At 32.2% G+C, this 13,257-nt stretch carries 13 protein-coding genes; 12 read left to right on the top strand and 1 reads right to left on the bottom strand.

All coding sequences use genetic code 11. The features are described 5' to 3' along the window. The first annotated feature begins 6 nt into the window (after positions 1–6). The 3 genes from AC1RPH_RS03175 to AC1RPH_RS03165 are packed head-to-tail and all read left to right on the top strand — an operon-like array spanning position 7 to position 3,369. Complete coding sequence (locus tag AC1RPH_RS03175) at positions 7–1,902, top strand: ABC-F family ATP-binding cassette domain-containing protein (protein ID WP_481761337.1); 1,896 nt, start codon at positions 7–9, stop codon at positions 1,900–1,902. A 7-nt stretch (positions 1,903–1,909) separates the two neighbouring features. After that, positions 1,910–2,857: a thymidylate synthase gene (locus tag AC1RPH_RS03170; protein ID WP_481761336.1), complete on the top strand. Its 948-nt coding sequence runs from the start codon at positions 1,910–1,912 to the stop codon at positions 2,855–2,857. A gap of 23 nt (positions 2,858–2,880) precedes the next feature. After that, on the top strand, positions 2,881–3,369 hold the full coding sequence (locus tag AC1RPH_RS03165) for a dihydrofolate reductase (RefSeq protein ID WP_481761335.1): 489 nt from the start codon (positions 2,881–2,883) through the stop codon (positions 3,367–3,369). A gap of 49 nt (positions 3,370–3,418) precedes the next feature. Here the strand turns inward: AC1RPH_RS03165 and trhA are convergent, their stop codons facing one another. Further along, positions 3,419–4,060, bottom strand: coding sequence for a PAQR family membrane homeostasis protein TrhA (gene trhA / locus AC1RPH_RS03160; protein ID WP_481761334.1), 642 nt, complete (start codon positions 4,058–4,060; stop codon positions 3,419–3,421). Positions 4,061–4,199: 139 nt separating this feature from the next. On the opposite strand from trhA, the gene AC1RPH_RS03155 reads away from it, so the two are divergent. From AC1RPH_RS03155 to topA, 9 genes are all read left to right on the top strand, one after another. Continuing rightward, positions 4,200–5,048 (top strand): DegV family protein, encoded by an 849-nt coding sequence (locus tag AC1RPH_RS03155; protein ID WP_481761333.1) that lies wholly within the window; start codon positions 4,200–4,202, stop codon positions 5,046–5,048. 198 nt (positions 5,049–5,246) lie between these two features. Then, entirely contained in the window at positions 5,247–6,029 is a 783-nt protein-coding gene (locus AC1RPH_RS03150) for an SGNH/GDSL hydrolase family protein (protein WP_481761332.1), read from the top strand. 11 nt (positions 6,030–6,040) lie between these two features. After that, positions 6,041–6,655 (top strand): YpmS family protein, encoded by a 615-nt coding sequence (locus AC1RPH_RS03145; protein ID WP_409022524.1) that lies wholly within the window; start codon positions 6,041–6,043, stop codon positions 6,653–6,655. Between the two features lie 15 nt (positions 6,656–6,670). Further along, positions 6,671–6,892 carry a YozE family protein gene (locus AC1RPH_RS03140; RefSeq protein WP_409022525.1) on the top strand — a complete coding sequence of 74 codons (222 nt, stop codon included), beginning with the start codon at positions 6,671–6,673 and terminating at the stop codon, positions 6,890–6,892. A gap of 14 nt (positions 6,893–6,906) precedes the next feature. After that, positions 6,907–8,355: a S41 family peptidase gene (locus AC1RPH_RS03135; RefSeq protein WP_481761331.1), complete on the top strand. Its 1,449-nt coding sequence runs from the start codon at positions 6,907–6,909 to the stop codon at positions 8,353–8,355. Positions 8,356–8,497: 142 nt separating this feature from the next. Then, on the top strand, positions 8,498–9,346 hold the full coding sequence (gene ylqF / locus AC1RPH_RS03130) for a ribosome biogenesis GTPase YlqF (RefSeq protein ID WP_481761330.1): 849 nt from the start codon (positions 8,498–8,500) through the stop codon (positions 9,344–9,346). A gap of 2 nt (positions 9,347–9,348) precedes the next feature. Continuing rightward, entirely contained in the window at positions 9,349–10,116 is a 768-nt protein-coding gene (locus tag AC1RPH_RS03125; RefSeq protein ID WP_481761329.1) for a ribonuclease HII, read from the top strand. Positions 10,117–10,166: 50 nt separating this feature from the next. Beyond that, positions 10,167–11,036, top strand: coding sequence for a DNA-processing protein DprA (gene dprA, locus AC1RPH_RS03120; RefSeq protein WP_481761328.1), 870 nt, complete (start codon positions 10,167–10,169; stop codon positions 11,034–11,036). 95 nt (positions 11,037–11,131) lie between these two features. Next, on the top strand, positions 11,132–13,228 hold the full coding sequence (gene topA / locus AC1RPH_RS03115; RefSeq protein WP_481761327.1) for a type I DNA topoisomerase: 2,097 nt from the start codon (positions 11,132–11,134) through the stop codon (positions 13,226–13,228). Positions 13,229–13,257: the final 29 nt, after the last annotated feature.

The raw sequence follows: 13,257 nt of genomic DNA, 5'->3' as shown, positions 1-13,257 counted from the left end.
GATTACATGCAAACACTGAGGGTAGAACATTTAAAGAAAACATACGGCGAAAAAACATTATTTGATGATTTAAATTTTATTGTTAATGAAAAAGATAGAATCGGATTGATTGGAACTAACGGTTCAGGGAAAACAACGTTATTAAATGCATTAACAGACCTTGACCCAGCTGATTCAGGAGATTTAATTAAACCAAATAACTATCGTATGAGTTATTTAAAACAAATACCAGAATTAAATGATGATATGACAATTATGGAAGCCGCTTTTGAAGGAGCTTCACCTATTTTTGAAACAATTCGTCATTATGAAGCTGTTTTAACAGCCTATAGTGAACATCCTGAAGATGAAAAATTACAGCAACGTTACTCAGATGCGGAAGATCGTATGAATCGTGAAGATGCATGGAATGCCGATAATGACGTTAAAACAATTCTAACGCAATTACAAATAACGGATTTAACACAAAAAGTCTCAACCTTATCTGGTGGACAGAAAAAAAGAGTTGGCTTGGCTCAAGTACTCATACAAGCTCCTGACTTATTAATTCTTGATGAACCAACAAACCATTTGGACTTTAGTTCTATTGAATGGCTAGAAAGTTACCTTAAAACGTACAAAGGAGCTTTAATTGTTGTTACTCATGATCGGTATTTTTTAGATCAAATTGCCAACCAGATTTTAGAACTATCATTTGGTAAATTACACTCGTATGAAGGTAACTATCAAGATTTCGTTGCTCAAAAGGCTGAAAGAGTTGCCCAGGAAGTTACCGCTGAGCATAAAGAACAACAGCTATATAAAAAGGAACTAGCTTGGATGCGTACTGGAGCAAAAGCTAGATCAACAAAACAACAAGCACGAATTAACCGTTTTAACGATTTAAAAGAAAATATGAATTCATTACAAATTGATCAAGATGTTTCAATTGGACTAGGCCAACAGCGGCTTGGTAAAAAGGTTATTGAGCTAAAAGAAGCTAGTTTAGTCTTAGAAAATCATAAAATTATTGATCATTTTAGTGAGTTGATTCAGGCGAGCGATAGAATCGGGATTACCGGTAAAAATGGTGCTGGTAAATCTAGTTTACTAAATGCAATTGCTGGAAAATTACCACTTAACTCTGGCGAATTACTAATGGGCGAAACGGTTAAATTAGGTTATTACCAGCAACAAACTGAACCCATACCTGGCGATAAACGAATGATTAACTATCTAAATGAAATTGGTGAAAATATCGAAAATAAACATGGCGAACGAATAAGTACAACACAACTTTTAGAGCAGTTTCTTTTTCCAAGATCGATGCATGGGACATTAATTAGACAGCTATCCGGTGGTGAAAAAAGAAGACTCTATCTCTTGAAATTACTTATGCAACAACCAAATGTCTTATTACTAGATGAACCTACAAATGATTTAGATATTGGAACATTAACAGTACTTGAAGACTATTTAGAATCTTTTAATGGCGCAGTTATAACTGTCTCACATGATAGATATTTTTTAGATAAAGTTGCAGATCAATTACTTATTTTTGAAGGCGATGCTAAAATTAATCGTTATACTGGATTATTTACATCGTACCTTGCTAAAGAATCACTGGATGATGCCGTATCAATATCAAAAAAAGAAAAAATTATCGAACACGACACCATTTCTGACGATAAATTAAAAGTTAAATTAACTTATGCTGAACAAAAAGAATTTGAAACAATTGAACAGACAATTGATAATTTAGAAGCTAAGAAAGAAAAAGCTGAAAGTGATATGTCGAATATCAATGGCAATGATTTTGTAGCATTAAGTGAACTACAAGTGTCAATTGATAATTTAGATGATGAAATTGAAGAAAAGATGAATCGTTGGGACTATTTAGGTAAATATGCAGAAAAGGGGTAATTTTCGTATGGAAGAAACATATTTGCAACTTGAACGTGATATTTTAATGAACGGAAATGATAAATCTGATCGTACAAAAACGGGAACTAAAAGTCTTTTTGGCTATCAAATGAGGTTTGACTTAAGTCAAGGATTCCCACTACTAACAACTAAAAAAGTACCATTTGGTTTAATTAAGAGTGAGTTACTGTGGTTCTTAAAAGGTGATACTAATATCCAATATTTATTGAAACATAAGAATCATATTTGGGACGAATGGGCTTTTAAAAATTACATTGAAAGTTCTCAGTATATGGGTCCAGATATGACTGATTTTGGACATCGATCACTTTTAGAGACTGATTTTAAAAAAGAATATGAAGTACAGAAAAACCTTTTTTGCGATAAAATTATTGAAGACGATGAATTTGCAAAAAAGTTTGGTGAATTAGGTGACGTTTATGGTAGTCAGTGGCGTAATTGGAAAACTAGACAAGGTGATACGATTGACCAAATTAAAGATGTTATTGAAGCAATCAAAAAAACACCTGATTCTAGAAGATTAATTGTGTCCGCTTGGAACCCAGAAGATGTACCAAATGTGGCATTACCACCTTGCCATACGTTATTTCAATTTTATGTGGCTGATGGTAAATTAAGTTGTCAATTATATCAAAGAAGTGGCGATGTCTTTTTAGGTGTACCATTTAATATTGCAAGTTATGCGTTATTAACTCATCTAATTGCTAAAGAGGTTGGACTTGAAGTTGGTGAATTCATTCACACATTAGGCGATGCCCATATTTACAATAATCATATAGAACAAGTGAAGGAACAACTTTCTCGTGAAGTGCAACCCATGCCAAAATTATGGTTAAATCCTGATAAAAATAGTATTTTTGAATACGATATGACGGATATTAAAATAGAAGACTATAATCCTGCACCACCTATTAAAGCGCCTGTTGCAGTTTAATATTTACTTAAGGAGAGTCAATAATGATTAATTTTATTTGGGCTGAAGACAGTGAACATCATATTGGATATAAGGGTAAGCTACCTTGGTACTTACCAAATGATTTAAAATTTTTTAAGAAAACAACGCTTAATAAGGTCGTTGTTATGGGCAGAAATACATTTGAAAGTTTTCCGGGACTATTACCAAATCGAATTAATATTGTTCTTTCAAGTAAAAACGATTTAGTTGAAACAGATACTCTAAAGATTGTTCATTCAATACCAGAGTTGAATGATTTATTAGAAACATATTCTGAAGATATTTTTGTTATTGGTGGCGCAACATTATTTTCTGAAATGTATGTAAAAGTTAATAGATTGTATCAAACAAAAATTAACGCTACGTTTGATGGTGATGTGATGATGATTCCTATTGATTATACTCATTGGAAATTAATTGAAACGATTCCGGGAATGATTGACAAAAAAAATGTATATGATCATGAATTTAGAATTTATGATAAAAAATAATTAAAAAGCGAAGACATATCCAATACGGATGTGTCTTCGCTTTTTAACTTTAAGTATATAATAAAATAGAAAAAAACATTAATCCTGTACCTAACATCACAAATAAATGCCAAACGACATGTAAGTACTTAACACCGTTTATACTATAAATTCCAGCGCCGATTGTGAACGCAATGCCACCAGAAACAAGTAGCCAGAACCCAATTGTACCGAGGCTATTATAAAGTGGCATCATTGCGCTCAAACAAAGCCAGCCCATAATTAGATAAATGATGGTTGAAATTGTTTTAAAATGACCCAACCAAATTGATTTATAAATAATTCCTAAAACGGTCATCATCCAGATGATTCCGAATAGTGTCCAACCTAATGCCCCACCAACAGAGAGAAGACAATAAGGCGTATAAGTACCTGCTATCAGAATATAGATACTACTATGATCGAAGATTTGAAAAACAGTTCTTGCTCGTGTAAATATTAAACTATGAAATAGGGTAGAAGTTAAGTACAGCAGTACCAAAGATGAACCATATATAGCATACGAGGTAATTTCTAATGCACTACCATTATGAGCACCTTTAATAAGTAAAAAAATCAATCCCGCTATACTTAACCCAAGACCAATACCATGAGTTACCGCGTTTAATACCTCATTTAAGATGAGATACCTTCTACTGTAATTATGTTCCAAAAAAACACCTCAGTCATCAATTTCTATGTGAAATAGACCAGTAATTCTGATATACTAGACATTATAAATAGAAAAGTTTATAGTGACATTATTGTATCATGATTAAAAACTTTTGTTAAGAAAGTGTGGATGAAGAAACATGAAAAAAATTAAAATAATAACGGATTCATCTGTTGGATTAACAGATAATGAAATAAAAGAAAATGACATTAGCATTATACCTCTAAGCGTTATGATTGATGATACTATTTACGTTGAAGGTGAATCAATTACAAATGACGAATTTGAGACTAAAATGGAAACGTCAAAAACGTTACCTAAAACAAGTCAGCCACCAATTGGTACTTTTGTAGAAATGTTTGACAGTCTTGGGGCAGATGGTAGCCAAGTTCTCTCACTTAACATGACTGACCAAATTAGTGGTACAGTTCATACTGCAGAGCAAGCTGCAGAAATGAGTCAATCCGATGTAACCGTTGTTGATACTCGTTCTACTGATCGAGGTATGGCTTTTCAAGTCTTAGCAGCTGCTAAGTTAGCAAATTCAGGTGCATCAATGGATGATATTTTAACAAAAATTTCTGAAATCCGTAAGAATTCAACTCTAAATATGGCCGTTATGACTCTGGATAATCTGGTCAAAGGTGGACGTATATCAAGATTAACTGGTGTTCTTTCAAGTGTTTTAAATATGAAGATTATTTTGGAAATGATTGATGGCGAATTAAAAATTAAAAATAAAGGCCGTGGTATGAAGACGGTTAACAGATTTATTGCAGATTTAGTTGAAGAATTAAAAAGTACACCTAATGTTAAAGCAGTAGGTATTTCTCATGCTGGAAATGAAAAAAAGGCATTTGAAGTTCGCGATTTATTACAAACAGCAGTCCCAAAAGTTGATATTCTAGTTCGACAGACAGCACCTATTATTGCGACGCATGGTGGTCCAGGGGCTTTTGCAGTGATGTTCTACACAGATAAAGACTAATATATTAAATAATTATTTTTAAACTGGTCCAAAAACAGCTGTTTTTGTCCGGTTTTTTTAATTAAATAAAGGAATGATTTTTTGAAATTTTTTAAAAGCTTTTCCATTACTATTTTAAGTATTTTAGTACTAAGTGGTCTTATATTTAGTGGGCTGTGGTTTGCAACCGGCCATTTTTCGAATCATTCTTTAATAACAGTGCCCCATAAAAAAACAGCTCTTAAGCTAGTATCCCTTGGTGATTCTTTAACGCAGGGTGTCGGAGATGAAACGAATAAAGGTGGATTCGTTTCATTAATTACAGAAAAAATAAATACTGATAAAAATATGAAAGTAACTGCCTCTAACTTTGGCTTATCAGGAGATCGAAGTGATCAAATTTATAGCAGATTAAAGAAACAACCCAAAATGCAAAAAACGTTAAAAAAAGCCACTGTTATTACATTAACAGTTGGTGGGAATGACCTATTACAGGTTATACAAAAAAACATTTTATCTAATGATACTGATAAGTTAAATAAAGCTATTGATACTGAAAAAATGACTTATACAAAAAATTTAAATGATTTATTTAAAGAGATTAGAAAATATAATAATAGCGCGCCTATCTACGTTATAGGAGTGTATAACCCATTTTACGTTTATTTCCCCGAAATGAGTAGTATGAAAACGATTGTTAAATCATGGAATAACGTAACCAACAAGGTTGTTAAAAATGATAAAAATAGTTATTTTGTTAGTGTTGAAAAACAGCTTTCTGAAGGACAATATTATGGTAAAACAAGTAAATTAGCCAAGACTTTGGGTAGCTCAGACTTATCTGATTTATCTAGTTTTAATCTTGAAAGTGTCTTGCAAGAAAAAGATGAAAAAAATAACTATATTTCTATAACTGATCATTTTCATCCAAATAAAAAAGGTTATAAAAAAATGACTGATTTGTTGTTCAAATCAATGGAAGAACATCATTTATTTAAATAATGAGGAGAATTATGCCGAAAAGAACAGAAAAAACATCAACCACTTTTAACGCATGGAAAGTTGCGTTTATCATATTATTTTCTTTATTGATTGGCGTACTACTTTATTTTTCCGTTAGTATTATGAACCAATCCCAAGATCAAAAGACACTAACAACTCAAACCACTTCAAAAGCAACAAAAAGAACAGAACTAAGCGTGGAAATGAACAAGGAACAACTTAACGGAACCATTAATTATTATTTAAAATCAATTCAAAAAGGTCAATCAATTAAATATCGGTTTTTAGTAGATAAATCTGCTATATTAATGGGCACAACAAAAATTTTAGGACAAAATATTTCATTCACATTATATTCAGATCCAGTTGTAACAGATGATGGTAATATCTTGTTAAAAGCAAAATCTGTTGCTGTAGGTTCATTACCAGTTCCTAAAAAGTTTATAATGGATTATGTAAAAAATGCATATGATTTACCAAATTGGATTACGATTAATAGCAAAGAACAAACAATTATGCTTAACTTAAAAAAACTAGATATTGAGAATGGTATACAAGCTAGTGCAACCAAAATTGATTTAAAAACGAATGTTTTTAAATTCGATGTTTCTATCCCTTTAAATTAAATGAGGTATCAATTTATGAGACAAACATTTTATCAATTTTTAATGACCGAACGCAATGATCACGGTACGGATGAGGTGTCCCAATTTGCAAATAATGCATTTTATGATCAAAGTTTTCCTAAATTGTCAGATAAGTATGACTTTCTTTCTAATTATCTTGAATTAAATGCAGGATATTTACCTTCAATGACAATTTTTGATGACGCTTGGGCCCGATATTTAGACAAAATGAATTAGTGGGGAATTAAATTATGGAAAAAGATAAAAAAGAAAAACGTTTTAGATTTGGTCGTCATTTTTGGACCTTAATAGGGTCAATTTGTTTATCTTTTATAGTCGGAGCTGCTGCAATGTATTTTTTTGCAATTAGTCAAATTAATACATTAGTTGGGTCATTACAAACGACTAGTTCAGATTTAGCCAAAATTGAGTCTGTTTATTCGGCACTAAATAATTCTTATTATAAAAATATCAGTAAGAAAAAATTAGTCGATGGGGCTATCAATGGTATGGTCGACTCTACTGGAGATAAATTTACGGCCTATTTAGGTAAAGAAGATGCGACTAATTTAAATTCAACTATTTCTAGTAAATTTGTTGGAATCGGTGCTGAAGTCAAAATTAGCAAGAAAAATATTCAGATTGTTTCAGCTATTAAAGGAACACCAGCTAAAAAGGCTGGTTTGAAGACAGATGATATTATCCAAAAAATAGATGGTAAATCTATTTATGGTCTCAGTTTAGAAAAAGCTGTTTCAAAAATTAGAGGTAAAAAAGGAACAATAGTGAAACTAACTATTAAACGTGATTCATCAACATTTAATGTTTCAATAAAACGAGATGATATTCCTGTTAAAACAGTCTATAGTAGTATTTCGAAAAAGAATAAAAAAGTAGGATATATTCAAATTAGTACATTTTCTGAGGATACATCTAACGAAGTCAAATCTGCAGTGAAGTCACTTAGAAAAGATGGCGCTACATCGTTTGTCATTGATGTTCGTGATAATCCAGGTGGCCTTATGGATCAAGCATTAGCGATTGGATCAATGTTCTTAAAAGATGGTCAAACAATTATGCAGGTACAAGGCAAAACGGGTTCTCCTGAAGTATATAAGGCTGGTAAAAAATATGACTCAGGATTTAAAGTCACAGAAAAAACAGCTGTTGTCATTAATAAAGATAGTGCAAGTGCTTCTGAAATTTTAGCAGCCGCACTTAACCAATCTGGTAATGATAAATTAATTGGGTCAACATCTTATGGAAAAGGTACCGTCCAAACAATCAATACCTTTACAGATAAAACAGAATTAAAAGTTACCATTGCTAAATGGCTAACACCTGATGGTTCTTGGATTAATAAAAAAGGGATTAAGCCTACTATTTCAGCTGATTATCCTGCGTATGCTTATTCACCACTAATTAATACTGATAAAACATATAAATATGAAGACGTTACACCTCAAGTTAAAACGATTCAAGTTTACTTAAGCGCACTTAATTATTATAAAGACAAAAATAATGGTTACTTTGGTACATCAACGGTTAATGCAGTAAAAATGTTACAAAAAGAAAATACTTTAACTCAAACGGGCGAAGTTAACAAAGATACTGCTTTAAAAATTGAAACATTAGTTCAGAAAAAAATTTCAAAAAATGATCCTGCCTATGATGCGGCAATTAAATCGTTAACAAATTAATAAAAGACTGAAGAGGGCGAAACTAAATAGCGGAACTCTCTTCTTTTTGTGCACAAATTAAGGTATTCTGATTAAGAGAGTTAAATATAAAGAATTAAGCAAGTTAATTAAAAGTTTACTTGGCTTAACAAGGAGAATTTAAATGACAGTAATCCAATGGTTCCCAGGACATATGGCAAAAGCCTTAAGATTAGTAAAGGAAAAATTAAACTTAGTAGATATCGTACTTGAATTAGTTGATGCAAGATTGCCTGAATCATCTAGAAATCCGCAACTTGAGCAATTACTTGCAACAAAACCTCATATTATGGTTTTAACAAAAAAAGATATGGCCGATCCGAACGTTACTGCACGTTGGCTACAGTACTATGAAAACAAAGGAATTCCGGCAGTTGCAGTAGATAGTCAACACGGACAACTTAACGCTATCGAGAAAAAAATTAACGTTGTTTTAAAAGATAAAATAGCGTTACGAGAAAGTAAAGGTATCCTCCAACAACGAGTTAAGGTAATGTGTATCGGAATTCCGAATGTTGGAAAATCGACGTTACTAAATCATTTGTTAAGTAAAAATGTCGCCATAACTGGAAATAGACCTGGGGTGACAAAAGCACAGCAATGGTTAAAAGCCGGAAAATCAATGTCTCTTTTAGATACACCAGGTATTTTATGGCCCAAATTTGAAGATCAAGAAATCGGTAAACGTCTTGCTTTAACAGGAGCAATAAAAGACTCTTTATATGCAAAAGATGACATTGCATTATACGGGTTAGAACATTTTAAACAAACAAATCCAAAGGCATTACAAGAGAAATATAAATTAACGGATGAACAAATGCAGTTAAGTAATGTTGATTTATTATTAGATTTAACAAAAAAAATGGGTTTCAAAGAAGATTATGATCGTGCGAGTGAGAGAATTATATTTGATATTAGACAAGGTAAACTTGGTCGTTATACCTTAGAAATCCCTCAATTGGGTGGCGAATAGTTGTGACCAAATTTACAATTTCTCAAGTAAAAGAACATTTATTGAATAATCCATCGGATAATTTTATGCAAGAAATAGCTAAAGACTCTCGCAAAGGAGTTATTAAGCTTTTAATCCAATATAATAATAGACAAAAAAAACTAGTTGAACACCAAGAATTATTTAATCGTAGGTTAGTAATAGAAAGAGACCTATGGCAGAATGGTATTCCTTACATCGCTGGTATTGATGAGGTTGGAAGAGGACCGTTAGCTGGTCCAGTTGTTAGTGCAGCAGTTATTTTACCTCATAATTTCAATCTAATTGACGTGAATGATTCGAAAAAATTATCTGCATCTATGCGTGAAGCATTATACGTTGAAATATTAGCTACAGCTGTTTCAGTTGGTATATCTGTGATAAATAATCAAACAATTGATGAAGTTAATATATATCAAGCATCAAGAATTGCTATGTTAGAAGCTGTTAATTCATTGGACGTGAAACCACAACAATTATTGATTGATGCTATGACGATTGATAGCGATATTCCGCAGGAAAGTTTCATTAAAGGCGATTCTAAAAGTGCTAGTATTGCTGCTGCTAGTATCGTTGCTAAGGTTTACCGAGATCATCTCATGAACTTTTACAATGAATTATATCCAGGATACGATTTCAATCATAATGATGGATATGGAACTAAAAAACATTTAGCAGGACTTAGCAAATTAGGAGTCACTCCAATTCATCGTCGAACATTTGAACCAATTAAATCTATTCTAAAAAAATAATGAAATAAATTGCGTACCTTATTAGTATTAATGACTAATAAGGAGAAACAATGACAATAAGAGACACTTTAATTAAACTTAGACTATGTTCTGAAATAACGTATATTGGCGAAAATAAAATTTTTGATTGGTTACAACAGAATCCAAGTTGTACTGATTTAACTCTAGATGTAATTAAATCCATTTTAAATTTAAATAGTAAAAAAATAGCTAGTTTCAGTAAAGCTTACACTAGTATTTCATTGAAAAATGAGGTTATTACCAATAAGTTACATTCAACAATTGTGACTATTATTGATGAGGACTATCCGTATCGACTAAAAGAATGCTATCGACCACCAATTGTTCTTTTTATGCGAGGAAATACGCAATTATTAAATCGACAATCACTTGCTGTTGTTGGTGCTCGGCAAAGAACTGACTACTCAATAGAAGTAATACGATTATTATTACCAAATAGTATCCAAAATGATAAGGTAATTTTAAGCGGATTAGCAGCCGGCGTTGATACCTTGGCACACCAATTTACAATAGCTAACGGAGCAGATACAATTGCTGTTATTGGGACAGGTTTAAATATTTATTATCCAAAAATTAATGAAGATTTACAAATTGAAATTAGCAAAAAGGGACTTTTATTATCTGAGTACGGACTGAATACAGGACCACAACGTAATCATTTCCCTGAAAGAAATCGAATTATTGCAGGCCTTTGTGAATGCTTATTAGTTACAGAGGCTAAACACCATAGTGGTAGTCTTATAACTGCCAATTTAGCATTGCAAGAAAATCGCACAGTACTAGCTGTACCCGGATCAATTATTAGTCCTCTTTCACTTGGGTGTAATGAACTAATAATAGCCGGTGCAATGCCGATTATTAACGGTGAACAGATACTTGCAGAGTTCTATGAAAACTAGTTACGCTTGACAAGTCTCTCTAATATGCTTTAAGATTACTAACGATTTTAAAAATGTTATTGCTTACAATATAAATACTACGAAGGAGTTCAATTATGCCAGTAACCAAAAAGAAAAAGAGAACGCCGGCAAAAAAAAATCTAGTTATTGTTGAATCACCTTCTAAGGCTAAAACAATTGAAAAATACCTAGGCAGCAACTACCATGTTGTCGCTAGTCTTGGACATATTAGAGATTTACCACGAAGTAAAATGGGAGTTGACGTTGAAAACAACTATGATCCTCATTACATTTCAATTCGTGGTAAAGGCGATGTTATTAAAAGTTTAAAAAAAGAAGCTAAAAAAGCTAAAAATGTTTATCTAGCAGCCGATCCTGATCGTGAAGGCGAGGCAATTGCATGGCATTTATCTCATATTTTAGATTTAGATATCACGGACAAAAATCGTGTTGTTTTTAATGAAATTACAAAAGATGCAGTTAAAAATGCTTTTAATGATCCTAGATCAATTGATATGAATTTAGTTGATGCACAACAAGCTCGCCGTATTTTAGATAGATTAGTTGGTTATTCAATTAGTCCTTTATTATGGGCTAAAATAAAAAAAGGCTTAAGTGCTGGTCGAGTTCAGTCTATTGCTTTGAATTTAATTATTGATAGAGAAAAAGAAATTCGTGCATTTATACCAGAGGAATACTGGACTATTGATTCTGAATTTAAAAAAGGTAAAGAGAAATTTGATGCAGCTTTTTATGGTATTAAGGGAAAGAAAAAAGCACTTCATGATAATGAAGATGTTAAAAAAGTAATGGCATTAATTGATACAAAACAAGATTTTGATATCACCGCTGTCACAAAAAAAGAACGTAAAAGATTTCCAGCTTTACCATTTACTACAAGTACAATGCAACAAGATGCTAATAGAAAATTAAACTTTCGTACAAGAAAAACGATGATGGTTGCACAACAATTATATGAAGGAATTCATCTCGGAAAACAGGGTACTGTTGGTTTAATCACTTACATGCGTACCGACTCGACTCGTGTATCTACGACTGCCAAACATGAAACTGCTCAATTTTTACACGAAAAGTATGGTGAAGATTATGCAGCTATTAAGCCACGCAAAGGTAAATTACAAGAAGGTGCACAGGACGCACATGAAGCAATTAGACCTTCCTCTGTTTTACGTACACCTGCTTCAATGAAGGATTATTTAAGTAATGATCAAATGAAGTTATATAAATTAATTTGGTCGCGATTTGTTGCCAGTCAAATGACACCAGCTGTAATGGATACAATGTCTGTATCTATTGAACAAAATGGCGTTACTTATCATACTTCTGGGTCAAAGACTAAGTTTGCAGGTTATACAAAAATTTATGAGGATAACAAAAAGACTGATAATATTTTACCGGATTTAAAAGTTGGCGATCATGTTAAGTTAGCTAAAAATCAGCCTAACCAACATTTTACTCAGCCACCTGCTAGATTCACTGAAGCAAATTTAATTAAAACACTTGAAGAAAATGGTGTTGGACGTCCATCAACGTATGCACCAACCTTGGATACTATTCAACGTCGATATTATGTGAAATTAATTGCTAAGCGTTTTGAACCAACTGAACTGGGTGAAATTGTAGATGATATGATTGAAGCTTATTTTAGTGATATTGTGAATGTTAAATTTACTGCTGAATTAGAAAAAGGTCTTGATAACATTGAAGTCGGAGACGAAAATTGGGTTAAAGTTGTTGATGATTTTTATAAACCATTTTCAAAAAATGTTGAACATGCCCAAGAAACAATTGAGAAAGTTCAAATTAAAGATGAACCAGCTGGATTTAATTGTGAAATTTGTGGGTCACCGATGGTTATTAAGATGGGCCGATATGGTAAATTTTTTGCATGTACGCGTTTTCCAGATTGTCGTAATACAAAAGCAATCGTTAAAGAAATTGGTGTAACTTGTCCATTGTGTCAGCAAGGGGAAGTAATTGAACGTAAATCTAAACGAAATCGTTTATTCTATGGTTGCTCAAGATACCCAGATTGTGAATTCGTATCATGGGATAAACCTATTGGTCGCGAATGTCCAAAATGTCAACATTATTTAATTGAGAAAAAAGTAAAAGGTGGAAAACAAGTCAAATGTAGTAATTGTGACTATGAAGAAGCGGTTCAAAAATAATTGAATCTAACTAGCAGGGGGATTATATA

The organism is Dellaglioa sp. CoH-57-MRSF-16 (genome assembly GCF_056782055.1).
Note: the sequence above shows the minus strand (reverse complement) of the source record. Positions and strands in the feature narration are given on the sequence as shown.

Excerpts from the sequence above, each read along its gene's own strand:
- AC1RPH_RS03175 (WP_481761337.1), top strand. The coding sequence starts at position 7 with ATGCAAACACTGAGGGTAGAACATTTAAAGAAAACATACGGCGAAAAA.
- AC1RPH_RS03170 (WP_481761336.1), top strand. The coding sequence starts at position 1,910 with ATGGAAGAAACATATTTGCAACTTGAACGTGATATTTTAATGAACGGA.
- AC1RPH_RS03165 (WP_481761335.1), top strand. The coding sequence starts at position 2,881 with ATGATTAATTTTATTTGGGCTGAAGACAGTGAACATCATATTGGATAT.
- AC1RPH_RS03155 (WP_481761333.1), top strand. The coding sequence starts at position 4,200 with ATGAAAAAAATTAAAATAATAACGGATTCATCTGTTGGATTAACAGAT.
- AC1RPH_RS03145 (WP_409022524.1), top strand. The coding sequence starts at position 6,041 with ATGCCGAAAAGAACAGAAAAAACATCAACCACTTTTAACGCATGGAAA.
- AC1RPH_RS03140 (WP_409022525.1), top strand. The coding sequence starts at position 6,671 with ATGAGACAAACATTTTATCAATTTTTAATGACCGAACGCAATGATCAC.
- AC1RPH_RS03135 (WP_481761331.1), top strand. The coding sequence starts at position 6,907 with ATGGAAAAAGATAAAAAAGAAAAACGTTTTAGATTTGGTCGTCATTTT.
- ylqF (WP_481761330.1), top strand. The coding sequence starts at position 8,498 with ATGACAGTAATCCAATGGTTCCCAGGACATATGGCAAAAGCCTTAAGA.
- dprA (WP_481761328.1), top strand. The coding sequence starts at position 10,167 with ATGACAATAAGAGACACTTTAATTAAACTTAGACTATGTTCTGAAATA.
- topA (WP_481761327.1), top strand. The coding sequence starts at position 11,132 with ATGCCAGTAACCAAAAAGAAAAAGAGAACGCCGGCAAAAAAAAATCTA.